The organism is Pseudomonas sp. ADAK13, from assembly GCF_012935715.1.
Lineage (GTDB): Bacteria > Pseudomonadota > Gammaproteobacteria > Pseudomonadales > Pseudomonadaceae > Aquipseudomonas.
Genome location: NZ_CP052860.1, coordinates 6033792 through 6057484 on the forward strand (window position 1 = coordinate 6033792; position 23693 = coordinate 6057484).

Here is a 23693-nt window from a genome sequence, read left to right on the forward strand (position 1 = left end):
ACTGTTTCAAGGATGATTGTGATGACAGCGCTCAACGATTTAACCGCCCTGCAAGCCAGCATCGCCGAAAGCGTACTGGGCCAGGACCAGGTGATCCGGCAGATCCTCATCGGCCTGCTGGCCAACGGTCATTTGCTGCTGGAAAGCCTGCCGGGGCTGGCCAAGACCCGCACGGTCAAGGCCCTGGCCCGGCACCTGGATGCGAAGATGAGCCGTATCCAGTTCACCCCCGACCTGCTGCCCTCGGACATCACCGGCGCCGAAGTGCTGCACCAGGTGGACGGCCAGAACCAGATCCGCTTCCAGCCCGGCCCCTTGTTCGGCAACCTGATCCTCGCCGATGAAATCAACCGCGCCCCGGCCAAAGTCCAGGCGGCGTTGCTCGAAGCCATGGAAGAACGCCAGATCACCGTGGCCGGTGCCAGCCACCCGCTGCCCGAGCTGTTTATCGTGGTCGCCACCCAAAACCCCATCGAACAGGAAGGCACTTATCCGCTGCCGGAAGCGCAGATGGACCGGTTCCTGATGAAAGTCCTGCTGGATTACCCCAGCGCCGACAACGAAAGCCAGGTGCTGCGCCTGCTGCGCGAAGAAGAACAGCACGCCGCCACCGCCGCGACCCAGGGCTTCACCCTGGCGCCCGAGGTGATCTTCGCCGCACGCAAGGAAGTCAGCGCGATCCAGGTGTCCCCCGCCATCGACCGCTACCTGATCGACCTGATCAACGCCACCCGCCATCCCGCCGACTACGACGCCGACCTGGCGCGCTGGATCAGCCTCGGCGCCAGCCCCCGTGGCGGCATCGGCCTGGACCGCGCCGCCCGCGCCGATGCCTGGCTGCAAGGCCAGGCCTTCGTCACCCCGGACAACGTGCGCACGGTGGCGCATCCGGTGCTGCGTCACCGCCTGCAACTGAGCTACGACGCGGTGGCCGATGGCGTCACCGCCGACCAGGTGCTGGACCGCTTGCTGGACAAAGTGGCGATACCGGCATGAACGCCGACGGCCTGGTCTATGTGTCCCTGGGGCAGTTGATGGCCTTGCAGTTCCAGACCCGCGGCCTGAGCTTTGTCGCGCGCCAGCCCCAAGGCAGCATCCTCGCCGGCAACCATGCCTCACGGCTGCGCGGGCGCGGCCTGAACTTCGATGAGCTGCGCCGCTACCAACCCGGCGATGACCTGCGCCACCTGGACTGGCGTGCCTCGCTGCGCACCGGCAAACCGGTGGTCCGCACCTTTACCGAAGAGCGCGACCGCCCGGCGCTGATCGTGGTCGACCAGCGCATGTCGATGTTTTTTGGCTCGGTGCGCAGCTTCAAATCCGCCGTCGCCGCAGAGTTGGGCGCATTGGCGGCGTGGATGGTGTTCAACGCCGGCGACCGGGTCGGCGGCCTGGTATTCAACGATGAACGCATCGACAGCGTGGCGCCGTTGCGCAGCCGCAAACGTGTGGAAACGCTGTGCAGCCGAATCGTCGAACAGAACGCCACCCTGAGCGCCTCCAACCCGGACCACGAAGCCGACGGCCAACTCGACAAGGTGCTGCAACAGTGCCTGGCGCTGGCCGGGCATGACCATTTGATCTGCCTCGTCAGTGACTTCGCCGGGGCCGGTGAGCGCACCCTGCAATTGATGCGGCAGCTGTCGGCCCACAACGACGTGATCGCCCTGCAGGTCTACGACCCGCTGGCGCTCAACGTGCCGGACAGCGGGCACCTGATGGTTACCCAGGGCCAGTTGCAGGTCGAACTGGCGGTACAGAAACGCCAGGTGCGCCAGCCGTTGGGCGACTTTCTCGGTGGCCGCCTCAAAGACGTCGCCAGCCTGCTGCGCCGCAGCCAGGTGCCGTTGTTGATGATCAGCACCGCGCTGCCCGCCGTTGACCAACTGCGCGATGAACTGGGCCGGCGCGCGGGAGCGCGGCGATGAACAGCCATGTGCCGAGCATCGAACAGCTCAAGGAGATGGGCTTGCCTGCCCCGACCAGCTATTGGCCGCAGACCTGGGGCTGGTGGGCGCTGCTGGGGTTGCTGGCAATTGCCTTGCTGGCGCTGGGCATCCGCGCCTGGCTGCGCTGGCGGCGCAATGCCTATCGCCGCGAAGCCTTGGCGCGCCTCAACGCGCTCGACGACCTGCGCGAATTGCCCGAACTGCTCAAGCGTGTAGCCCTGTCGATGCCCCTTGCGCCGCAGGAGCACCAGCGCGTGCCGACCTTGAGCGGCGCCGACTGGCAGGCATTCCTGCTGCGCCACGCCGGTACCCCGCTGCCGGAGGACTTCAGCCGCCAACTGGCAAGCCTTGCGTATGGCTTGGCGGATGTTTCCGGCGCCCAGCGGGAACAGCTGTTGGCCCAGTGCAAAGCCTGGGTGGAGCATCATCATGTGGCAGCTTGATTACCCCTGGCTGTTGCTGCTGCTGCCGCTGCCGTGGCTGGCCTACCGTTACCTGCCGGAATACCGCGAAGCCCGCAGCGCCGTACGCGTGCCGTTCTTTGCCAGCCTCAGCCGGGCTGTCGGCCAGACGCCGGCAGCCAGCGGCATTCGCACCAACCGCCGGCAACTGCTGCTCAACCTGCTGGTCTGGGCGTTGCTGGTGCTGGCCATCGCCCGTCCGGTGTGGATCGAAAAACCCATCGAACGCCAACAGCCGGTCCGTGACTTGATGCTGGCCATCGACATTTCCCAGTCCATGGAAACCCAGGATTTCACCGACGCCAACGGCCAGAAGATCAACCGCCTGGCTGCCGTCAAACAAGTGGTGCACGGTTTTATCCAGCGCCGCAAGGATGACCGCATCGGCCTGATCCTGTTTGGCAGCGGCGCCTATCCCCAGGCACCGTTGACCCTCGACCATGCCAGCCTGTCGCTGCTGCTGGACGACAGCGGCATCGGCATGGCCGGGCCCAACACCGCGATTGGCGATGCGATCGGCCTGAGCCTGAAACTGCTGGACCAGGCCCATGAGCAAGAGAAAGTGCTGATCCTGCTTACCGATGGCAACGACACCAGCAGCGCGATCCCGCCGGACCATGCAGCGTCGATGGCGGCCGCCAAGGGCGTGGTGATTCATACCATCGGCATTGGCGACCCTGACGCCTCGGGTGAAGCCAAGGTCAACCTCAGCGCCCTGCAACAGATTGCCGACGCCACCGGCGGGCGGTATTTCCGCGCGGAAAACCGCAACACCCTGGACCAAGTCTACGCCACCCTCGACCAGATCACCCCGCACCAAGTGAACACCCTGAGCCACCAGCCCAAGCGTGACCTGTTCTGGATGCCCCTGGCGGCGGCCATTGGCGTACTGGCGCTGTATCACTTGATCGCCGCCTTGTGGCCGCACCTGAGTCAGCGCCATCGGGAGGCCCGCGATGGAACTCAACCTCAGTGACTTCCACTTCCTGCGCCCGGCCTGGCTGCTGCTGGGGTTGTTCGGCTTGTTGCTGCCGCTGCTGTGGCGTCGCAGCAAGGACCTGCAACGTCGGCTGCGGGGCAATATCGCGCCTCATCTGTTGCCGCATTTGCTGCTCACGCCGACGGACCCTCATCGCCTGCGGCCGGTGCACCTGGTCAGCGCCTTGCTGGTCCTCGGCGCACTGGCCAGTGCGGGCCCTACCTGGGAACAGGACCGCCCCGATTTCCTGGAAAACCGCGCGCCGCTGATCATCGCCCTCGACCTGTCGCCGTCCATGGACACCGCCGACGTGCCGCCTACCCGGCTACAGGCCGCCAAGCACAAGCTGCAAGACCTGGTACAGCGCCGTCAGGGTGCGCGCACTGCGTTGATGGTGTACGCCGGCAGCGCACACCTGGTATTGCCGCCAACTGACGACCCGGCGCTGCTGGACAGCTTTATCCAGGCCCTGGCCACCGACCTGATCAGCAAACCCGGGCGGGATGTGGCCGGGGTGATCGACCAGGCCAAGCTTTTGCTGGCGGCCGAAAAGGCCCCAGGCAGCCTGTTGCTGATCACCGATGGCGCCGACCTCGCGCAGCTGCCGCAGCTCAAGCAACACCTCGCAGACAGCCCGTTGCAGGTGCTGGTACTGGCGGTCGGGGTGAATTTCGACGCCGGCGCGTTGAAGCAACTGGCGGCCGCCACCGACGCACCACTGGGCAGCCTGACCCTCAACGATGACGATCTGGACTGGGTTGAGCTGCACGCCCAACAGCATTTCCAGAACGCCGACGAACAACAGCGCAACCTGCAATGGAAGGACGCCGGCTATTGGCTGTGCTGGCCGCTGCTGCTGTTGGCGTTGTTCAGTGTGCGCCGGGGCTGGAGCCTGAACTGGATGGCGGTGCTGGTGCTGGGGGTGTGCCTGCAACCGGCACCCGCCGAGGCCAATGCCCTGACCGACGCCTTCTTCACCCGCGACCAACAGGGCCGCTGGGCCTTCGAGCACCATCACTACCCCGCCGCTGCCGCACTGTTTGTCGACCCGTACTGGAAAGGCATTGCCGCCTACAACGCCGCCGACTACGACCTGGCCCTGACCACCTTTTCCCAGCTCGACACCCCGCAGGCCGCGTTCTACCGGGGCAATATCCATGTGCGCCGCTTCAAGTTCGACGATGCCATCGCCGCCTATCAACAAGCCCTCCAGCAACAACCGCAGTTCCCCGAAGCCAGCGCCAACCTGGCCCTGGCATTGGCGCTGAAAAAGGACACCGAAAACGCCTCGGACAACGCCCCCGAGGTCAAACCCGATGCGGTCAAGTTCGACAAGGCCGCCGGCAAGGGCAAGAGCAAGACGATCCAGACCGAACAGGCGAGCAACGATGCGTTGTGGTTGCAGAACCTGACCACTTCCCCGGCGAACTTCCTGCGGCGCAAGTTCAGCCTGCAAGACCAGGGAGCCCAGCCATGAACCGTCTCTGCTGGCTGTTGCTGCTGGTCGCGGGCCCGTTATGGGCGGTCGAGCCGCAACTGAGGGTGCAGGCGCAATTGGTGCCGGGCAACAACGTGGTGGTGGGCGAGCAGGTGCAACTGCAGGTCGATGTGTTGACCGACAGTTGGTTCACCGCCGCCGCCAGCCTGCCGCCGCTGCACCTGAACGGTGCGCGGGTGCAGGCGCCGGACGGTGAGTCCGAGCACCTGAACCAGGTGATCGAGGGCAAGACCTTCTACGGCATGCGCTACCGCTACCGCATCACACCGGCCGTGGCCCAGACCTTTACCATTCCGGCGCTGACGGTGCAGGCCCAGCCCGGTCAAGCCAGTGCGCCCTTGAGTGCGCAGACTGCACCGCTGTCGTTCCAGGCCACCCAGCCGCCGGGGTTCGATCCCGGAGAAAGCGTGTTGGTGGCCGAGGGTTTGCGCCTGACCCAGACGGTCAGCACCCCACCGCTCAAGGTCGGCGACACCCTCACCCGCACGCTCACCCTGCAAGCCGACAACACCCCCGGCCTGTCCCTGCCGCCGCCTGACCAAGCGCAGGTAAAAGGCCTGCGCCGCTACCCGCAGTCGCCGGTCATCAGCAACCTGGATGATGGGCGCGGCAACATCAGCGGCGGCCAGCGCATCGACCGGCTGGTGTACCGCGTCGAGCAAGCCGGCAAATACACACTGCCCGCCATCAGCGTGAAATGGTGGGACAGCCGCAACCATCGCCTGCAAATCACCCGAGTGCCTGAGGTCACCCTCGAGGCAACAGCGGCGAGCGCCTACACTCCGGCATTTTCCATCGCCGAAGACCTCAAGCAGCTCGGCCAACACAGCCGCTGGCAGTTGTCGCGCCACGGGTTGGCCTGGGGCTCTGCGTTGGTGGTGCTGGTGCTGGCGGCGTACCTCGTACATGGCATCTGGCCACGTATTCCGCCGCTGTGGCGACGTGGCTGCGAGGCATTGCGCTGGCTGTTTCGTCGACTACGCTTGCTACCACTGAACCCCCGTCGCGAAAAGGATTTCCCATGACGTCCCTCCGTTCTGTCCTGCCCCTTCTCCTGCTTATCAGCCTGCCTGCCCTGGCCACCGACCCGCTGCCCTCGTGGAACGACGGCCCGAGCAAAAAACACATCATCGAATTCGTCCAGGCCGTCACTGCCGAAGGCTCCCGGGACTACGTAAAACCGGCCGAGCGCATCGCCGTATTCGATAACGACGGCACGCTGTGGACCGAACAACCGGCGTACTTCGAGGTGCTGTTTGCCTTCGACGAAATCAAGCGCATGGCCCCCCAGCACCCGGAGTGGAAAACCACCCAACCGTTCAAGGCCGTGCTCGAAAACGATCACCAGGCCTTGGCCCAAAGCGGCATGGAAGGCCTGCTGAAAATCATCGGCGCGACCCATACCGGCCTCACCACCGACGCCTTTATCGACAACGCCAAAACCTGGCTCGCCCAGGCCCGCCACCCGAAAACCGGCAAGCCCTACACCGAGATGATCTACCAGCCGATGCTGGAAATGCTCGACTACCTGCGCAGCCAGCAATTCAAGACCTACATCGTTTCCGGCGGCGATACCGCCTTCATGCGCGCCTTTGCCGAAGTGGTCTACGGCGTGCCACCGGAACAGGTGATCGGCTCCAACTTTGTCACCGCCTTCCAGATCAAGGACGGCGCCCCGCAGGTACTGCGTACCGCCAAGCTTGCCCACAACGACGATGGCCCGGGCAAACCGGAAAGCATCGATTCGATCATAGGCCGCCGGCCGGTCCTGGCTTTCGGCAACTCCGACGGCGACCTGCAAATGCTCCAGTGGACGGCCGCAGGCCCGGGCAAGCGCTTCATGGGCCTGGTGCACCACACCGACGCCAAGCGCGAGTGGGCCTATGACCGCAACTCATCGATCGGCCGCCTGGACAAGGCGCTGGATGAAGCAAAGACAAAAGGCTGGAACGTGGTGGACATGGCGACCGAATGGAACCGTATCTACCCCTTCGAGCCGGCTGTGCAAAAGCAGGTGCAATAAGAAAAGACGTCGCGATGGACTGTAATAAACGTTGGTCGCAGGCAATGCGACTCAAGCCGAGAAAGGAGCAAGTCATATGACTCGCAGATGCAAGTGGCTACCGAAGCTCGCCCTGGTGGCGGCCTCGGTAATGGGGATCTCGGCGTTAGCCGGGGCCGCCGAAAAACCCAATATCCTGGTGATATTCGGTGATGACATCGGGCAAACCAATATCAGCGCGTACTCAATGGGTGTGGTGGGCTACAAGACCCCGAACATCGACCGTATCGCCAAAGAAGGCATGATGTTCACCGATTACTACGCGGAGAACAGCTGCACCGCCGGGCGCTCATCCTTTATCACAGGCCAGACGCCGTTGCGCACAGGCTTGTCCAAGGTGGGGATCCCGGGTGCACCGGTAGGCCTGCAAAAACGCGACATCACCATCGCCCAGGCGCTTAAAGGCCTGGGCTATTCCACCGGGCAATTCGGCAAGAACCACCTGGGGGACAAGGATGAATACCTGCCCACCAACCACGGTTTCGACGAGTTCTTCGGCAACCTGTACCACCTCAACGCCGAAGAAGAGCCGGAGCGTCCGTACTGGCCCAAGGATGACGCCGAGTTCGTCAAGGCCAACACCCCGCGTGGCGTGATCCACAGCTTCGCCGACGGCAAGATCGAAGACACCGGCGCCCTGACCGCCAAGCGCATGGAGACCATCGACGACGAAACCACGGCCGCCGCCCAGGCGTTCATCAAGAAACAGGCCGAAGCCAACAAACCGTTCTTCGTGTGGATGAACACCACGCGCATGCACGTGTTCACCCATGTGCGTGACTCGATGAAGGGCCAGAGCGGCATGCCCGGCAACGAATACGCAGACGGCATGCTGGAGCACGACGGTGATGTGGGCAAACTCCTGCAAACCCTCGACGACCTGAAAATCGCCGACAACACCATCGTGGTCTACACCACCGACAACGGGCCGAACCAGTTCTCGTGGCCGGACGCGGCCACCACGCCGTTCCGCAACGAGAAAGACTCCAACTGGGAAGGCGCCTACCGGGTGCCGGCGATCATTCGTTGGCCAGGCAAGATCAAGCCCGGCGAAGTCTCCAACGAAATGGTCTCGGGCATGGACTGGTTCCCTACCCTGCTGGCCGCCGCGGGTGACGCGGACGTGAAAGACAAGCTGCTCAAGGGCTGGGCCCCGACCGCTGGCGGCAGCAACTTCAAGGTGCACCTGGACGGTTACAACCAACTGCCCTACCTGACCGGCCAACAGCCCAAAGGCGCACGTCACGAGTTCTTCTACTTCAACGACGACGGCGCGCTGGTGGCAGTGCGTTTCGACAACTGGAAAGTGGTGTTCGCCGAACAGCGCCAGCCGGGCGGTTTCCGGGTGTGGAGCGAACCGTTCGTGCAACTGCGGGTGCCGAAGATCTTCAACCTGAGGATGGACCCGTATGAGCGGGCGGACGTGGTGTCTGACCAGTACTACGACTGGAGCACCAAAAACGTCTACCTGGGTGCAGTGGCGGTGACCAAATCGGCGAAGTTCCTCGAGACCTTTATCGAGTACCCGCCGAGCCAGAAACCGGCCAGCTTCAGCATCGACCAGATCCGCGCCGCCGTGGACAAGAAGATTGATGAAAAAATGAAGGCTAACCCGGCGCAATAGCCGTTGAGCGCCGTTCTCGCGAGCGGCGCGTAACCTGTGGCGAGGGGGCTTTTCCTGTGGCGAGGGGGCTTGTCCCCCGTTGGGCTGCGCAGCAGCCCCAATAAGCTGACCGCGGTGCTTCAGGCAGCACTTCGTTGCATGCTTTGGGGCCGCTTCGCAGCCCAACGGGGGACAAGCCCCCTCGCCACAACAAGCCCCCTCACCACAACAATCTCTTTCGCCACATTTTGATCCGTGTTCCCTATAAGGCTATTTGCAATGTCGTCACGCACCGCCGGCAAACCCGCTGCACTGGCTCACACGTCCACCACCCTGATCCCCGCCCTGCTGCTGTTCATCTCCGGCATGGCCGCGCTGGTGTACCAGGTGTTGTGGATCAAGCAACTGTCGCTGGTCGTGGGGGTGGAGGTGTACGCCATCACCACCGGCATCAGCGGATTTTTTGCCGGGCTGGCGCTGGGTGGCTTGCTGTTCGGACGCTGGGCGGATCGCCTGTCGCGACCGCTGCTGCTGTATGCAATCCTCGAAATTCTTGTCGCCGTGCTCGGCGTGGGCGCCACTGTCGCCCTGAGCATGGCGGCCAGCCCGTTTGCCTGGCTGGAGCAACACATCGGCCTGCTGGCCTGGGTGCTGCCGTTTGTACTGGTGGGCATTCCGGCGCTGCTGATGGGCGGCACCTTGCCGGTGCTGGTGCGCTCGCTGGACATCGACCCCAAGGCCCTGGGCCAGGCCGGCGGCCGCCTGTACGCGGCCAACACGGCGGGAGCGATTGCCGGCACCCTGCTCACCGCCTTCGTGCTGATCGCCACGTTTGGCGTGCGCGGCAGTGCCCTGGTGGCCGCGATGCTCAACCTGCTGGCCGCCGTCGGCGCGCTGCTGTATGTGCGACAGCACACGCCCGCGCCGTTAACCCACACCCATGACACCCAGCCAGCGCGCCTGGCTCTGGTCCTCTACGCGATCGCCGGCGGCGTGGCCCTGGGTTATGAGGTGGTGTGGTCGCAATCCATCGTGCAATTCATGAGTACCCGCACCTATGCGTTTGCGGTGGTGCTCGCCACCTACCTGGCCGGGCTGTTCATCGGCAGCCAACTGATGGCGCGCCGGGTGGAACGCATTCGTGATCCCTGGGGCGTGTTCGGCCTGCTGATCGCCGGTGCCGGGCTGGTGGCGCTGCTGGAAATCGCCCTGCTGGGCCGCTGGCTGGTGCTCCTGCAAACCCAGGCCGAAGCCCTGGTGCTGAGCCTGGGCGGCGCCGAACTGCCCGGCATGAGCGCGCGCTTTGCAGTGGCGGCGCTGTGCATCGTGTTTGTACCGACGCTGTTGCTCGGCGCGGCGTTTCCCCTGGCCCTGCGCTTGAGTGTGGGCAGCCAACACGTTGGGCGGGATGTGGGTGCCGTGGTGGCGTTCAATACGCTGGGCGGGATTGTCGGGGTGATGCTTTGTGGTTTTGTGCTGATTCCCTGGCTGGGGCTGGTGCGTACCCTCGGTTTGCTGGCGGTGATTGCCGGTACCGTCGGTTACATGGCCGTACGCCGTGGTCACGGGGTGAAGAAAGGCCGGCGCCAGGCGGTGGTCGCACTCGGCTTGTTGTCACTGGCCGTGGCGCTGCTGACCCCGGTGGACCGCCTGGCCAAGCTGCTGCCCGGGGCGCGCAATGCTAGCCTGGCGTTTTACCAGGAAGGTCGTGGCGCCACCGTCGCCGTGGTCACCCAGGGCCAGGGCGCGCGGAGCTTTCAGCGCCTGTACATCCAGGGTGTGTCCAACACCGGCGACGCCATGCCGTCCCTGCGCTATATGCGGATCCAGGCGCTGCTGCCACTGCTGATTCACACCGGCGAACCGCGTTCGGCACTGGTGATCGGCTTCGGCACCGGAATTACCGCCGGGGCCTTGTTGCGCTATCCCGGGCTGGAACACCGGGTGGTGGCCGAGTTGCTGCCATCGGTGATCCAGGCGGCGCCGCTGTTCAAGGGCAATTTCAACGCCGCCGCTGACCCGGGCGTGGACGTGCGCCTGCGGGATGGTCGCCAGGAACTGCTGCGCAACCCGCAGGCCTACGACCTGATCACCCTCGAACCACCGCCGCCGTCGGCAGCCGGCGTGGTCAACCTGTATTCCCGCGATTTCTACCAACTGGCCGCCCGGCGCCTGGAAAAAAACGGCCTGCTGGCCCAGTGGCTGCCATTGCCGACGCAAAACATCGAGGACTCGCAGTCGCTGGTGCGCAGTTTCCTCGACGTGTTCCCGTACGCGACGCTGTGGACCAGTGAGTTCCACGAAATGCTGCTGGTGGGCTCCATGGCGCCCATCACGCTGGATGCCACACGGATTCGCCAGCGCTTTGAGCAACCCACCGTCAGCAGCGCCTTGGGCGATGTGGGCATCGATTCGGCCGCCACCCTGCTCGCCACCTGGGTCACCGACCGCCAGGGCCTGGAGCGTTTTGCCGGGAGTGCGTTACCGGTCACCGACGACCAGCCGCGCATCGAATACGCCCCCTGGGTACGCAGCAAGGAAATCGCCCGGGTGCTGCCGGCGTTGCTGGACTTGCGTGTACCGGCGCCACTGTTGAATGCAGACCCGGCGTTCGCACGCACGCTGGCCAGCGAGCAACAGCGCCTGATGCAGTTCTATCGCGCCAGCCTGCATGCCTACGACGGCGACCGTGCCGCCTGGGGCCGGGATATCCAGGCGGTGTTACAACAAGACAGCGCCAACCCGTACTACCGCTGGTTTATAGGCCAATAGTTTCACCCTGCCGCCGCAGCGGAGTGACGACTGCCTGCCACTGCGCTGCAACGTCGGGTTCACCTGTGAGGCTTAACCCTTTTTAAGCTTCAGGTACGACTGATGCAGGTCCGAAGCCCAGCCGTCGATGACGCTCTTCACGTCATCGGCCTTCATCACCTGGGAGTCGTTCGACAACGGCTTGCCGGTGCCTTTGCGCACGACCTGGGCGACTACTTTGCCGCTGTCGCCATCGAGGAACTGGGCTTCGGTGCCCAGGGTGGTTTCCTGGTCACGAATGCCGGTGCCGGTGCTCACCGCTGCGGCCACCAGGGCCACGGGAATGTACTCATACGGCTTGAGGCTTTCGGTCTTGCTGCTGACGGCCGTGATCGCCGCCCGCACCACAATCACACCCGGGCCAGGCCCGTTGGCCAGTGGCAGGGACTTTTCCAGCTCACGCTTGAGCGCCTGGTTGTAGTAGGTGTTGATGCCCTGCAAGGTGCTGTCCGGAATCTTGGTGGTGGCTTGCGGCTTGGGGTAGTACTGGGTGGGCTCGATGTACACCGCGGTATACCGGCTCAGGTTCAGGTCGGGATCTACCCAACGCATTACCTCAGCGCCTGACGGTGACTTGGCCTCCTTCAGGTGGCTGTAGTCGGAGAGAAACCCGGAGTATTCATCCGGCTGCGTCACCTTGCTGGAACACCCCACCGCCCCGATCGAGGCAATGCACACCGTGCCGATCATTAGTCCTAGCTTCATCGTCGAACTCCCTGGCTGTCATCGAAGGAACACTGAGCTGTAGGTATAGCCAACTCTGGAAAAATCGCCCGCCCCGCGTGGCAGGTTGGGAGCTATTTCACAGCACGGATTTGACAGGCATGCGCTCAACGTCAAAGCTGCACGAAGCTTAAGCGCGCCGTTAGAGCGTCAATGCATCGGACATCGGAAGTCGTAATGCCCAAGCCTGACCATAAAGCCGTACCTCACCGTGATTCATCCAGCCGTTACCTGTACCCCGTCGTGATCGCCCTGTTGCTGTCGGCCATGGCCGGGATCTGGTTTTTCCTCCAGGCCAGTACGCCCACGCTGCCGGTGTCGCCCCCTGCGCCCGTGGCCAAGCCGGTGGCCGTTGTGCCGGCGGCGGCAATGGTCGATGAGCAGCAATGCCAGGGCTGCCACCAGGCTCAGGTCAAGGACTGGCAAGGCTCGCACCACCAGTTGGCAATGCAGGCGGCCACGCCCGAGACGGTGCCAGCCGACTTCAACGATGTGTCGTTCAGCAGCGAAGGCGAGACCACCCGGTTCTCGCGCCGGGGCGATGAATTCTGGGTCAACACGCCCGGTGCCGACGGCAAGGCTGCGGACTTCAAGGTGGCCTATACCTTCGGCATCGCACCGTTGCAGCAGTACCTGATCGAGGTTGGTGACGGGCGCCTGCAAGCCCTGGGCGTGGCCTGGGATACGCAGAAAAACCGCTGGTTCCACCTCTACCCCGGCCAGGGCGTGAACTTCAAGAACCCGCTGCACTGGAGCAAACCCAGCCAGAACGCCAACTTCATGTGCGTGGAATGCCACACCACCGGCTACAAACGCAATTTCGATGCCGCCAAAAACAGCTTCGACAGCCAGTGGAACAGCCTGGGCGTCGGCTGCCAGGCGTGCCATGGCCCGGCGTCGAACCATGTGGCATGGGCGGCGAAAAAAGGTGACCTGCTGCACGCAGGCTTTGCCGTGGACCTGAAAGACAAGGACGCCACCGTCGAGATCGAAACCTGCGCCCGCTGCCACGCGCGCCGCGCTCCGCTGGGGGACGGCTATACCGTCGGCAAGCGCCTGATGGACGACTACCTGCCCAGCGTCCTGACCCGCGAGCTGTATGCGCTGGACGGCAAGATCAAGGATGAAGTGTTCGAACACGGCTCCTTTGCCCAAAGCAAAATGGCGGACAAGGGTGTGCGCTGCAGCGACTGCCACAACCCCCACAACGCCGAGCTGAAGGCGCCAGGCAATGGCGTGTGCCTGCGATGCCACAACACCGCAGGCAAAACTGCCGTGGCCACGGTGGACGGTCGCGGGTTGCAGGCCAAGAATTACGACTCCCCGGAACACACCCGCCACGCGGCCGGCGAACCGGGTTCGTTCTGTGTCGATTGTCATATGCCCGGCAAGTTCTACATGGGCAATGACTTCCGGCATGACCATAGCTTCAGCATTCCGCGGCCCGGGGACAAGGTCAGCGAGCAGTTCAAGCTCTGGAGTGCCAGCGAGCCCGAGCATGCGCCGCGTTACGCCGAGAGCATGGTGTTGATCCGTGGCGGTCAGCCGGGGGCGGCGCAGGCCTTGTATGACCAACTGGCCCGCAACAACCTGCCGGCGATCCAGCGCGCGACATTACTCGCCGAACTGCCCAACTACCCGAGTGAACAGGCGCTGAAACTGGCGACCCGGGACCTCGGCAACCCGGCGCCGCAAGTGCGCGAGAGCGCGGTGCGGGCGATCAGCGCGTTTCTGCCGCCGCCTGAGCGGGTCGCTTTGTATGGGCCTTTGCTTCGGGACCCGGTGCTGGCGGTTCGGATCATCGCCGCCCGGGACCTGTTGAGCGCCGCCGGGCAAGGCCTTGGGCCGGCCTGGGACAAGGCGATCGTGGAATACGAAAACGTGCAGTTGAGCTTGCTGGAGCGGGCCGAAGCCAACCTCAACCTGGCGATGCTGTATCAGGCCAGCGGTCGGGGCGACAAAGTGGAAGCGCAGTTGCGTACCGCGCTGCTGCGCGACCCGGATTTCTTCCCGGCGCTGGTGACCCTGGCGCAGTGGCTGGAGGCCAATGGTCGCGCCCAGGAGGCGCGCACGCTGATCGCGGACAACCTCAAGCAGCACCCGCAGGCGCCACTGTTGCAGCACACTCAGGGGCTGATGCTGATTCGCGCCGGGGACACGGCCAACGCCATGCCGCATCTGCGCGAGGCTGCGCGCCTTGAGCCGGCGAACCCGCAATACACCTACGTGCTGGCGGTGGCGCTGCATGACAGCGGGCAGGCGGACCAGGCCTGTGAGCAGCTGGAAAAACTGCTCGCGTTGCAGCCGTATAACCGCAATGCGCGGCTGTCGCTGATCCAGTATTACCTGGAGAACGGAAAAGAGCCCAAGGCGCAGGTGGTGATGCAGTCGTGGAAGAAGCTTAACCCTGGAGACCCGGCATTGAAGTAACTCAGCCCGGGGCGGCCCCCTATTAACAGTCTTTGACACTTTCCCGACAAAGCTCACAAAGACGCATGGACGGGCCGCCCCTAGCATTCGAGCATCCAAACCACCCCTCGGGTGCTCATCATGTTTCGCACTTTGCGCAGTATCCCGCTGCTGGGTTGCCTGCTGGGCAGCATCGGCTGCCATGGCCAGCCACCGGCCCCGCCGCCCATCCCCAAAGGCGACTACAGCGCAATCATCCGCTACCTGCAAAAACGCATCCCCGTTGAAATGGCCAGGCAAGGCACCGCCGGCCTGTCCATCGCGCTGGTCAACGGCCAGGAACTGATCTGGGCCCAAGGGTTTGGCGTTGCCGACAAAACCCTGGGCAAACCGGTCACCCCCAACACCGCCTTCCGCGGCGGTGCCCTCTCCAAACTGCTCACCGCCACCGCTGCCCTGCAACTGGTGGAGCAACAGCGGCTGGACCTCAACGCCCCGATCCAGGACACCCTGCGGGAATTCTACGTACGCTCGCGCTTTCACTCCGACCAGGCCGCCGCCGACCGCGACATCACCCTGCGCCGCCTGCTCAGCCACCAGTCCGGGCTGCCCAGTGAACACCTGCGGGACGTGCGCAACACCTTCGCCATGGGCCAGATGCCGATGCGCATTTCCGGGGTGTGGCTGAGCACGCCACCGGGCACCCAGGTGGCCTACTCCAACCTCGGCTACGCCCTGGCCGGTGCCGCTATCGAGCGCAGCAGCGGGCAAGACTTCGAAACCCGGTTGCAAAACAGCCTGCTCAAGCCGCTGGAGATGAACCAGTCGAGCTTCGTCGGTACCGGCGCGCAACCGGGTTTCCGCGCCCGGGGTTATGAAGACGGGATTGCCAGCGCCGACGCCCAGGTACGCGACCTCGCCGCCGGTGGGTTGTGGACCAGCCCCAAAGACCTCAGCCACTACGTGCGGATGCTTTTTGCCCGGGGCCTCTACAAAGACAAACAGGTGCTGGGCAGCCCGTCGATTGATGAAATGTTCACCCGACAAAACACCGGCAACGCCCTGGATTTCGACTGCCAGATGGGCCTGGGATGGTTTCTCGCGCCCTGCGGTGACGAGCCGGTGGCCCCAGGCATCCGCACCTATCAGCACAGCGGTGGCGGCGACGATTTCGCCGCGCAACTGACAATGCTGCCGGACCAGCAACTGGCCGTGATCGTGATGGCCAACGACAGCAACGCCGAAGAGCTGGTGGTGTCCCTGACCACCGACACCCTGCGCCTGATGCTTCAGGCCCAGACCGGCAACCCGGTGTGTGCCGACACCTGCCAGGAACCCACCCACGGGCTGAAAATTCGCCAGGTGCCCGCAGCCATCGACCGCACGCGCCTGGCCGGTTTCTATGCCACGGCCTGGGGCGTGTTCCGCATCAAGGATGAAAACGGCAAGTTGTATGGCGAGTTGGCCGACACCCGTTTCGAACTGCTGCGCGACGGCCAGGGCTGGCTGCGGGCACAGCAGAAGTTCCTGGGTTTCTGGCTCAAGGACCTCGGCGAGTTGGGCCGCGTACAGCTGGATGTGGTGACGGTGCAAGGCCGCCAGATGCTCACCGCCCGCAGCCACGGCCAGCGGGTGCCGGTGGGCGAACGTATCGAACCGACGCCACTGAGCAACGCCTGGGCCGACACCATCGGCACCTATCAGGTGCTCAACACCCATGAGCCCGACGCGCCCTTGAGCGGCATCAGCGTGCGCCTGGAAAACGGCTTCCTGGTGATCCGCGGCCAACTGCATGACGAGCCACTCACCGACTACATCCTGCTGCCCGTGGACAACGCCCACGCGGTGCTGGCCGGCAACGGCTATGGCCTGGGCGACACCGTGAGCCGCCAGGTCAACGGCCTGAGCGCCTCCGGCTACCACTTCAAACGTACCGATTCTCCCCACAACCCCTTGAGCCTCTGACCTCACATGAAGACCCTCCTGCGTTCAAAACCCCTGTGCCTGTCCCTGACGTCACTGTGCCTGCTGGCCAGCGCCGACACCCTGCGGGCCGAAGATTGGGAATACACCCTCAAGGCCGGCGTGGCCAACCTGCCCCGCTACAGCGGCAGCGACGAGCGGGTGACCGCGCCGGTGCTGGGGGCGGCCATCGTCAGCCCGTGGGGGATTTTCCTCGACACCGACAAGGGCCTGGGCTGGGGGTATGACGGCGGCGGCGCGAGCTTCAGCGCCTACGTCGGCGCCAGCAGCTCACGCAAGGACGAGAGCAAAAGCGGCCGGCCGGGCTCGAAGAAACTCAAGGGCATGGGCGAGATCAAGACCCGCGCTCAGGTGGGTGTCAGTGGCAGCTATAACCTGGGCGGGGTGATTATCGGCGCGACCCTGGAACATGCGCTGAAGGAGGACGATCACAAGGATTCCGGCAAGGCCTTCACCCATCTGGAGCTGAGCCTGGGCACCAACCTGTATGACGGCGACTACGGTTCGCTGGACGCCAGCCTCAGCAGCCATTTTGGCGACAGCAACTACATGCAGACCTGGTACGGCGTCACCACCGGCCAGGCCGCGCAGAGTCGCTTCAAGGCCTACAAGGCCAGCGGTGGCAATATCAGCAACGGCATGAATGTGGTGTGGAGCTTGCCGATCAGCGAGCACACCAAGTTCTCGACCTTGCTGGACGTGCAGTACCTGGCCGACAAGGCCGGCCAAAGCCCGATTGTGGAGAGACGCTTGCAGACGTCGGTGATGGGGATGGTCGAGTACACCTTCTAATTGGGTAACCCAATCAATAATGTGGGAGCTGGCTTGCCTGCGATGCAGGCACCTCGGTCTTTCAGTGAGACTGAGGTGATGCTATCGCAGGCAAGCCAGCTCCCACATCTGATCTCCATCGTTCCTCACTCGTTACTCCACATACGCCCACGTCATGCGGAACGACGCCCCGCCCCACTCCGAGTCCAGCACTTCAACCTGCCCGCCATGCCACTGGCACACGCGCTGCACCAGTGCCAGGCCCAGGCCGAAGCCGCCGGTGCGGCGGTCGCGGCTGGCATCCAGGCGCAGGAACGGTTCGAAAATCTTCGCCCGCCCTTCCACCGGCACGCCCGGGCCGTCGTCATTCACCCGGACTTCATAGCCGGCACCAAACTTCACCAGTGACACTTCCACGCGCCGGTCGGCGTAGCGAATCGCATTGCGCAACAGGTTGATCACCGCCCGCGCCATAAAGCGCGGCTCGATGCGGATGTAGTCGACTTCGCAGGTGCGCAGCAGCAACTGCACCCCTTCCGCCTCGGCCTCCAGGGCGACGCTGCCAATCACGCTGTCGAGCCAGCTGTGGGCCTCGATGCTTTCCCGGGTGATCTGCGTGGCGCCACGCTCCAGGCTGGCGTAGGTCAACAGCTCCGAGACCATTTCTTCCAGCTCGCCGAGGTCGGCGTACATGTCCTCGATCAGCGCGCGGCTTTGCCGTGGGTCGGCCTGTTGCTTGAGCTGGTCCAGTTCAAACGACAACCGCGCGATCGGCGTGCGCAGCTCGTGGGAGACCGCGTTGGTCAACTCGCGCTGATTGGCGATCAGGCTTTCGATGCGCTCGGCCATTTGGTTGAAGTGCCCCGCCAGCTCGCGCACCGTGGAGCGGCGCGGCAGCAGGATGCGTGAGCCGAGGTCGTTGTCGCCGAAACGTTGCGCCGCCAGGCGGATGTGCTCCAGGTCGCGCCAATGGGGCCGAACCCAGAAATACAAAACAATCGCCAGGCACAGTCCGAGGAAACCGTACGCCCACATGTACAGCCACTTGGGTTCTTCCGGCAGTTTGATTTCGAGCATTTGCGGGCCGCCATCGATATCCACCAGGAACTCCATGAAGTCCCCCCGCACCAACAACTGCCCGGCGGCCAGCAACTGTTTCTCACGCTCGGTCATCGCCAGTTGGTCACGCTGTACCAGCGCCAGGCGCAGCCCATAGTGCGGTTGCAGTTCGGCCAGGCGTGCGGCCCGGGCGTCCCCTTTCACCGGGCGCAATTGCTCCACCAGCCCATACGCCGGGCCGCGCAGGGCCTCGCGGTTGTAGGTTTCGTTGGCCTCCGGCAGCAACTCGTCGAAGGTGTAGTTCACCAGCCAGATTGCCCCGGCCAGGCCGATGGCCAGGATGATATACAGACGCAGAAACAGCCGTAACATCTAGACCTCCCACGCAAACGGATTGAACAGGTAGCCCTTGCCCCAGATGGTCTTGATGCACACCGGCTCCCGGGGGTTGTCGTTGAGCTTGCCGCGCAGCTTGCTGATGTACACATCGACGCTGCGGTTGAGCCCGTCGAAGGCGATCCCGCGCATGCGGTTGAGAATGTCATCGCGGGAGAGGATTTTCCCGGCAGAGCTTGCCAGCAACCACAGCAATTCGAATTCCATGGTGGTGAGGTCGATCTTCTCGCCGCCCAGGCTGACTACACGGCAACTGCGGTCGATGGCCAGCCGGCCGAACTCAAGGGAGCCGCGCACGGTGGGTTCCGGGGTCTGGCGGCGTTGCAGGGCACGCAGGCGGGCCAGCAGCACCGGCGGTTTGATCGGTTTGATCACGTAGTCGTCGGCGCCGGACTCCAGGCCGAGGATATGGTCCAGGTCGTCTTCCTTGGCGGTAAGGATCACGATAGGCGTGTCGGACACGTTACGAATTTCGCGGCACACATGCAGGCCGCTCTGGCCCGGCAGCATCAGGTCGAGCACGACGATCTTGGGCTTGAATTCCAGGAAAGCCGCCAGGGCCAGGTCGCCCCGGTGCACCGCCAACACCTCGAAGCCATGCTGGGACAGGAAATGGGCAATCAGCCCTGCCAGCTTCTGATCGTCCTCCACGAGCAAGACCTTGCCGAGACCCAAGTTATCCATAAATTTCCAGTGCACGCGCGGATTGAAGTGTGCGCATTATAGGTGGCAAGCTGACCAACTAAAGCAGCTGGCCATCACTGGCCGACGAAGCTTCATGCTTTTAAGAGTTTTTAACAAATAGCCTGCAATCTTTAACGCCATCACAGGGAGTTGTATGCGCAAGGATTACCTGGCGTTCTTCATGTCGTTGTTCCTGTCCCGCCTCGCTGACCAGATTCTGTTGTTCATCGTGCCGTTGATCGTGTTCCAGACTACCAACAGCGTGTCCTGGGCCGGCCTCGCGTTTTTCGTCGAGTCTTTGCCGCGCTACCTGTCGTTCCCGGTGTGCGGGGCGTTGTGCGACAAGTATCCCGCCGTGCGCATCCTGCATATCAGTCAGGTATACCGGGCACTGGCCTGTGTGGCGGCGGTGCTGCTGTACGGAATGTTCGACGGGATTTACTGGATTGTCATCCTTTCGGCCCTGTGCGGCGTGTTGACCACCCAGGGCATCATGGCCCGGGAAGTGTTGCTGCCGCATATCTTCAAGCATTACAGCTATGCCAAGACCTTGTCCTATTCGCAGATTGCCGACCAGACCGGGCTGGTGCTGGGCCCCCTGGTGGCGGCGCTGATGCTGGAGGTGTGGGCGTGGCACTGGGTGGTCATGGGGATTGCCGGGTTGTTCCTGCTGGCAGACCTGGCCATGGGCATCTGGCAACGCAACACCACCGTCAATCTGGAGACTTTCGAGCAACACAATGACATCTGGCTGCAACCGCTGCGTATTGCCTTCGGGCATATCCGCGACCTGCCGGAGCTGAAAAAGATCATTGCCCTGGCGGTGGGCGTGAACCTGATCATCGGCGTGACCCTGGCCACTTCGGCGGCCATGGTCATCGGCCAATACGCCGCCGGCAAAGACACCTACGCCGGATTGCAGGCGGCGGGCGCGGTGGTGACCATTGTCATTCTGTTCTACCTGGCGCGTGCGTCGCTGCCGCTGAAGGTACTGGGCGGTTTGTCGTATTCGATGATTGCCGTGGGGGCGCTGATCACCGCCATCAGCCCCAACGTATGGGCGTATACCCTGGGCTTCCTGCTGGTGACCGGTTTCGACAAGATGTTCAACGTGTACATCCGCAGCACCCGCCAACGGGTGATCCCGGTCCGGGACTTTGGCAAGACGGTGGGCGTATTGACCTTGCTCAACAACCTCTCGCAGCCAGTGGCCGGGTTGTTGATTGCGCTGCTGGCGGCGCCGCTGGGGACGCAGACGGTGATCCTGCTGCTGGCCGGGATCACCGCATTGATCGGTGCAGCGGTTGCGTCAGGCTGGCACGCCACTGTGAAAGCGGAACTCGACGTCCGTTGATTCGATCAGCTCCTGCTCGGCAGCGCGCACCCGGTCGATGACCTGGGCAATGTCCTTGGCATCGCCGTACTGGTAAGCCAGTTTCAGGTAACCCTGGAAATGCCGGGCCTCGCTTTTCAGCAGGCCGAAGTAAAACTTGCCGAGTTCTTCGTCCAAATGCGGCACCAGTGCTTCGAAACGCTCGCAACTGCGAGCTTCGATAAACGCACCGACCACCAGGGTGTCCACCAGTTTGACCGGTTCATGGCTGCGCACCACTTTGCGCAAACCTGACGCGTAGCGGCCGGCAGACAATTGGCGCAGCTCGATCTTGCGCTTCTTCATCAGGCGCATGACTTGCTCATGGTGCACCAGTTCTTCACGGGCCAGGCGCGACATCAGGTTGATCAGGTCGACATGGGAATGGTACTTGGCGATCAGGCTCAAGGCGGTGCTGGCGGCCTTGAATTCACAGTTCTTGTGGTCGATCAGCAAGGTTTCCTGGTCGGCCAACGCGGCCTGGACCCAGCCGTCGGGGGTGCGGCAACCGAGGAATTCGTGGATTTCTGGCAGGTTCATCGGGCTCACGGGCAAAGAATCACAAAAAGGGCCGCGATTATACCGACCACACCGCAGACCGCCAGCCACCGGGCTTGATGTGCATCAACATGACGTGTGCCGGGCAGCAACTATAGTTGTTCCACGCCCACCTTTTTTGGAGAACCCGATCATGCAAGCCATCCGCAGCATCCTGGTGGTCATCGAGCCCGAGCATTCGGAAAGCCTGGCCCTCAAGCGCGCCAAGCTGATTGCCGGGGTAACGGGGGCGCACCTGCATTTGCTGGTGTGCGACAAAAAGCACGAGCATTCGGCGATGTTGAGCCTGCTCAAGGCGGGTTTGCAGGAGGATGGCTACAGCGTCACCACCGAACAGGCGTGGAATGACAGCTTGCATGAAACCATCATCGACGTGCAGCAGGCCGAGGGTTGTGGGTTGGTGGTCAAGCAGCACTTTGCTGACAGCCCGCTGAAAAAAGCACTGTTGACGCCGGCGGACTGGAAGCTGATGCGTTACTGCCCTACGCCCGTTCTGCTGGTGAAAACCTCCAGGCCGTGGGCGGGTGGGGTGATCTTGGCGGCCATTGACGTGGGGAATTCCGATGCCGAGCACCAGGCTCTGCATAATTCGATCATTGATCACGGGTTTGATATCGCCAGCCTGGCCAAGGCGCAGTTGCATGTGATCAGTGCGCATCCTTCGCCGATGCTGTCGGCGGCGGATCCGGTGTTTCAGCTCAAGGAGACGATCGAGGCGCGGTATCGTGAGCAGTGCAAGGCGTTTCAGGCGGAGTTTGATATTGATGATACCCACCTGCATATCGAGGAAGGGCCGGCGGATGTGTTGATTCCTCATGCGGCGCACAAGTGGCAGGCGGCGGTGACCATTATTGGTACGGTGGCGCGTACCGGGATTTCCGGGGCGTTGATCGGGAATACGGCGGAGGTGGTGCTGGATGCGGTGGACAGTGATGTGTTGGTGCTTAAGCCGCAGGAGTTGATGGATCATCTGGAAGAGCTGGCTAATGGGTGAGGCTTTTGGGGGGGCATATCCGTTTTTTGGGTGATGGCTTCGATGGGTTCCGCTCTTACAGCGGGTCACTTTTGAAAGGAGCCCAAAAGTAACCAAAAGGCTCTTGCCCCACCACTCGGCACCTCGCTAATGCTCGGTGTGCCCTCACTCCGGTACTACTCCGCGGGCCGCCGCGACGGGGCGTCCCTGCCCCGTCGCGGCTAAACCGGCGTCCTGCCGGTTTACCCGCTCCGTACTACCTGCGTTCGGCCAGCGTGGTTTAACGGGGCGCCTAGGATCAAGATCAAAAGCAGATCAAGAACACAGCGGCCTACAGGCCGGCTTGAGTGGTGTGAAGCAAAGGCAAAATCAAAATCTAAAGCGGGCACGATCCCCTGTAGGAGCTGGCTTGCCTGCGATGGCATCACCTCGGTGCATCTGAAAAACCGAGGTGTCTGCATCGCAGGCAAGCCAGCTCCTACAGAAAAGCAGAGCTGCAGCAGTTTCAGATTTGGTTTTCGCTTTGGCTTTTGATCTGGCTTCTACCACTCAAGCCGGCCTGTAGGCCGCTGTGCTGTAGATTTTGATCTTGATCTGGCCCTGACTGCCCCAATAAGCCCGAGGCCGAACGCAGGGATTGAGGAGCGGGTAAACCGGCAGGACGCCGGTTTAGCCGCGCCCGGGCCGGGCCGCCCCGTCGCGGCGGCCCGCGGAGCAATGCCGGAGTGAGGGAACACCGAGCCTTAGCGAGGTGCCGACAGGCGGGGCAGAGCCCTTTGCTTACTTTGGGGCTTTTCCAAAGTGAGTCGCTGTAAGAGCGAAACCATAGGTGGCCGTTACCCGAATAACGGATATGCACTCAATCACAAGGCATCCCTGAGAAACCCCGGCGCGATATACCGCTGATAATGCGCCTCAGACAAAATAAAAAACTCCCGATCAATGGCATCCCGCAATTCAGGCAACCCCCACTCCCGAAACTCCGGCATCAACACCATCCCATAAGCCTCAAGATTGCTGATCACCCGCGCCCCCCGGGCAATCAACTGATAGGCCCAGCAGTACTCCGACTGATGCGGCACAAACCGAATCTTGCGCTGTTCAAGCTGCCCCCGAAGCATTTTGGGGTCAAACACCTCAACCTTCCCCGCCATCACCTGCACCAACAACTGCTCCAGCCTCAGCCAAACCGCACGTTTTTCTTCCTCGTTATACCCGTTCCACTGAATCACCTCATGGTGAAACCGCTTACACCCCCGGCACACTAGATCGCCGTAAACCGTGGAGCACAGGCCTACGCAGGGGGTCTTGATGGTTTGGTTGGACATGGTCGACAACGCACAAATCAGCGAAACAGTTGCACATGTTAGCCCTTTGTCTAAGGTTCATCACCCTGCAAACT

19 protein-coding genes are annotated in these 23693 nt (G+C 63.1%); 14 read left to right on the plus strand and 5 right to left on the minus strand.

What is annotated here, in order from left to right; genetic code table 11:
• Positions 1-21: 21 nt before the first annotated feature.
• The 9 genes from HKK54_RS27700 (at position 22) to HKK54_RS27740 (ending at position 11324) form a co-directional block, all read left to right on the plus strand.
• Positions 22-996, plus strand: a complete 975-nt coding sequence (locus HKK54_RS27700; RefSeq protein ID WP_010171123.1) for an AAA family ATPase — start codon at positions 22-24, stop codon at positions 994-996.
• Positions 993-1928, plus strand: a complete 936-nt coding sequence (locus HKK54_RS27705) for a DUF58 domain-containing protein (protein ID WP_169388535.1) — start codon at positions 993-995, stop codon at positions 1926-1928. Before HKK54_RS27700 ends, HKK54_RS27705 begins: the two co-directional genes overlap by 4 nt.
• Complete coding sequence (locus HKK54_RS27710) at positions 1925-2392, plus strand: DUF4381 domain-containing protein (RefSeq protein ID WP_169388536.1); 468 nt, start codon at positions 1925-1927, stop codon at positions 2390-2392. Before HKK54_RS27705 ends, HKK54_RS27710 begins: the two co-directional genes overlap by 4 nt.
• The gene (locus HKK54_RS27715) at positions 2379-3386 is read left to right on the plus strand and encodes a vWA domain-containing protein (protein WP_169388537.1); all 1008 of its coding nucleotides are present in this window, start codon (positions 2379-2381) and stop codon (positions 3384-3386) included. The genes HKK54_RS27710 and HKK54_RS27715 overlap by 14 nt, the downstream gene beginning before the upstream one ends.
• Positions 3367-4866, plus strand: coding sequence for a vWA domain-containing protein (locus tag HKK54_RS27720; protein ID WP_169388538.1), 1500 nt, complete (start codon positions 3367-3369; stop codon positions 4864-4866). Before HKK54_RS27715 ends, HKK54_RS27720 begins: the two co-directional genes overlap by 20 nt.
• The gene (locus HKK54_RS27725; RefSeq protein ID WP_169388539.1) at positions 4863-5912 is read left to right on the plus strand and encodes a BatD family protein; all 1050 of its coding nucleotides are present in this window, start codon (positions 4863-4865) and stop codon (positions 5910-5912) included. Before HKK54_RS27720 ends, HKK54_RS27725 begins: the two co-directional genes overlap by 4 nt.
• Entirely contained in the window at positions 5909-6910 is a 1002-nt protein-coding gene (locus HKK54_RS27730; protein ID WP_010171136.1) for an HAD family hydrolase, read from the plus strand. Before HKK54_RS27725 ends, HKK54_RS27730 begins: the two co-directional genes overlap by 4 nt.
• 76 nt (positions 6911-6986) lie before the next feature.
• Entirely contained in the window at positions 6987-8573 is a 1587-nt protein-coding gene (locus HKK54_RS27735) for an arylsulfatase (RefSeq protein WP_010171139.1), read from the plus strand.
• Positions 8574-8831: 258 nt separating this feature from the next.
• On the plus strand, positions 8832-11324 hold the full coding sequence (locus HKK54_RS27740) for a fused MFS/spermidine synthase (RefSeq protein WP_169388540.1): 2493 nt from the start codon (positions 8832-8834) through the stop codon (positions 11322-11324).
• Between the two features lie 72 nt (positions 11325-11396).
• Here the strand turns inward: HKK54_RS27740 and HKK54_RS27745 are convergent, their stop codons facing one another.
• Entirely contained in the window at positions 11397-12068 is a 672-nt protein-coding gene (locus HKK54_RS27745; protein ID WP_169388541.1) for a DUF3313 domain-containing protein, read from the minus strand.
• A gap of 195 nt (positions 12069-12263) precedes the next feature.
• Between HKK54_RS27745 and HKK54_RS27750 the strand changes: the two genes are divergently transcribed.
• The 3 genes from HKK54_RS27750 to HKK54_RS27760 all read left to right on the plus strand — a co-directional run bounded on the left by HKK54_RS27750 (position 12264) and on the right by HKK54_RS27760 (position 17270).
• Positions 12264-14516 carry a tetratricopeptide repeat protein gene (locus tag HKK54_RS27750; RefSeq protein ID WP_169388542.1) on the plus strand — a complete coding sequence of 751 codons (2253 nt, stop codon included), beginning with the start codon at positions 12264-12266 and terminating at the stop codon, positions 14514-14516.
• A 120-nt stretch (positions 14517-14636) separates the two neighbouring features.
• A complete protein-coding gene (locus tag HKK54_RS27755) occupies positions 14637-16460 on the plus strand; it encodes a serine hydrolase domain-containing protein (RefSeq protein ID WP_169388543.1) in 1824 nt (607 codons plus the stop codon).
• 6 nt (positions 16461-16466) lie between these two features.
• Positions 16467-17270 carry a MipA/OmpV family protein gene (locus HKK54_RS27760; protein ID WP_010171149.1) on the plus strand — a complete coding sequence of 268 codons (804 nt, stop codon included), beginning with the start codon at positions 16467-16469 and terminating at the stop codon, positions 17268-17270.
• Positions 17271-17402: 132 nt separating this feature from the next.
• Here HKK54_RS27760 and HKK54_RS27765 read toward each other — a convergent pair whose 3' ends face one another.
• The gene (locus HKK54_RS27765; protein ID WP_010171151.1) at positions 17403-18680 is read right to left on the minus strand and encodes an ATP-binding protein; all 1278 of its coding nucleotides are present in this window, start codon (positions 18678-18680) and stop codon (positions 17403-17405) included.
• A complete protein-coding gene (locus HKK54_RS27770) occupies positions 18681-19388 on the minus strand; it encodes a winged helix-turn-helix domain-containing protein (RefSeq protein ID WP_010171153.1) in 708 nt (235 codons plus the stop codon).
• A 154-nt stretch (positions 19389-19542) separates the two neighbouring features.
• Here HKK54_RS27770 and HKK54_RS27775 point away from each other — a divergent pair, with 154 nt between their 5' ends.
• Positions 19543-20742: an MFS transporter gene (locus tag HKK54_RS27775; RefSeq protein WP_169388544.1), complete on the plus strand. Its 1200-nt coding sequence runs from the start codon at positions 19543-19545 to the stop codon at positions 20740-20742.
• On the opposite strand, the gene HKK54_RS27780 is transcribed toward HKK54_RS27775, so the two are convergent.
• The gene (locus HKK54_RS27780; protein ID WP_169388545.1) at positions 20698-21300 is read right to left on the minus strand and encodes a tRNA-(ms[2]io[6]A)-hydroxylase; all 603 of its coding nucleotides are present in this window, start codon (positions 21298-21300) and stop codon (positions 20698-20700) included. The two genes, HKK54_RS27775 and HKK54_RS27780, sit on opposite strands and share 45 nt — an antisense overlap.
• Positions 21301-21451: 151 nt before the next feature.
• Here HKK54_RS27780 and HKK54_RS27785 point away from each other — a divergent pair, with 151 nt between their 5' ends.
• On the plus strand, positions 21452-22312 hold the full coding sequence (locus HKK54_RS27785) for a universal stress protein (protein ID WP_010171159.1): 861 nt from the start codon (positions 21452-21454) through the stop codon (positions 22310-22312).
• A gap of 842 nt (positions 22313-23154) precedes the next feature.
• On the opposite strand, the gene HKK54_RS27790 is transcribed toward HKK54_RS27785, so the two are convergent.
• Positions 23155-23619, minus strand: coding sequence for a DUF1289 domain-containing protein (locus HKK54_RS27790; protein WP_010171178.1), 465 nt, complete (start codon positions 23617-23619; stop codon positions 23155-23157).
• Positions 23620-23693: the final 74 nt, after the last annotated feature.

What these genes read in the sequence shown, in the direction of transcription:
- HKK54_RS27710 (WP_169388536.1), top strand. Translation starts at nt 1,925, where the DNA reads ATGAACAGCCATGTGCCGAGCATCGAACAGCTCAAGGAGATGGGCTTG.
- HKK54_RS27745 (WP_169388541.1), bottom strand. Translation starts at nt 12,068, where the DNA reads ATGAAGCTAGGACTAATGATCGGCACGGTGTGCATTGCCTCGATCGGG.
- HKK54_RS27715 (WP_169388537.1), top strand. Translation starts at nt 2,379, where the DNA reads ATGTGGCAGCTTGATTACCCCTGGCTGTTGCTGCTGCTGCCGCTGCCG.
- HKK54_RS27705 (WP_169388535.1), top strand. Translation starts at nt 993, where the DNA reads ATGAACGCCGACGGCCTGGTCTATGTGTCCCTGGGGCAGTTGATGGCC.
- HKK54_RS27700 (WP_010171123.1), top strand. Translation starts at nt 22, where the DNA reads ATGACAGCGCTCAACGATTTAACCGCCCTGCAAGCCAGCATCGCCGAA.
- HKK54_RS27725 (WP_169388539.1), top strand. Translation starts at nt 4,863, where the DNA reads ATGAACCGTCTCTGCTGGCTGTTGCTGCTGGTCGCGGGCCCGTTATGG.
- HKK54_RS27785 (WP_010171159.1), top strand. Translation starts at nt 21,452, where the DNA reads ATGCAAGCCATCCGCAGCATCCTGGTGGTCATCGAGCCCGAGCATTCG.
- HKK54_RS27720 (WP_169388538.1), top strand. Translation starts at nt 3,367, where the DNA reads ATGGAACTCAACCTCAGTGACTTCCACTTCCTGCGCCCGGCCTGGCTG.
- HKK54_RS27760 (WP_010171149.1), top strand. Translation starts at nt 16,467, where the DNA reads ATGAAGACCCTCCTGCGTTCAAAACCCCTGTGCCTGTCCCTGACGTCA.
- HKK54_RS27740 (WP_169388540.1), top strand. Translation starts at nt 8,832, where the DNA reads ATGTCGTCACGCACCGCCGGCAAACCCGCTGCACTGGCTCACACGTCC.
- HKK54_RS27755 (WP_169388543.1), top strand. Translation starts at nt 14,637, where the DNA reads ATGTTTCGCACTTTGCGCAGTATCCCGCTGCTGGGTTGCCTGCTGGGC.
- HKK54_RS27775 (WP_169388544.1), top strand. Translation starts at nt 19,543, where the DNA reads ATGCGCAAGGATTACCTGGCGTTCTTCATGTCGTTGTTCCTGTCCCGC.
- HKK54_RS27765 (WP_010171151.1), bottom strand. Translation starts at nt 18,680, where the DNA reads ATGTTACGGCTGTTTCTGCGTCTGTATATCATCCTGGCCATCGGCCTG.
- HKK54_RS27730 (WP_010171136.1), top strand. Translation starts at nt 5,909, where the DNA reads ATGACGTCCCTCCGTTCTGTCCTGCCCCTTCTCCTGCTTATCAGCCTG.
- HKK54_RS27735 (WP_010171139.1), top strand. Translation starts at nt 6,987, where the DNA reads ATGACTCGCAGATGCAAGTGGCTACCGAAGCTCGCCCTGGTGGCGGCC.
- HKK54_RS27790 (WP_010171178.1), bottom strand. Translation starts at nt 23,619, where the DNA reads ATGTCCAACCAAACCATCAAGACCCCCTGCGTAGGCCTGTGCTCCACG.
- HKK54_RS27770 (WP_010171153.1), bottom strand. Translation starts at nt 19,388, where the DNA reads ATGGATAACTTGGGTCTCGGCAAGGTCTTGCTCGTGGAGGACGATCAG.
- HKK54_RS27780 (WP_169388545.1), bottom strand. Translation starts at nt 21,300, where the DNA reads ATGAACCTGCCAGAAATCCACGAATTCCTCGGTTGCCGCACCCCCGAC.
- HKK54_RS27750 (WP_169388542.1), top strand. Translation starts at nt 12,264, where the DNA reads ATGCCCAAGCCTGACCATAAAGCCGTACCTCACCGTGATTCATCCAGC.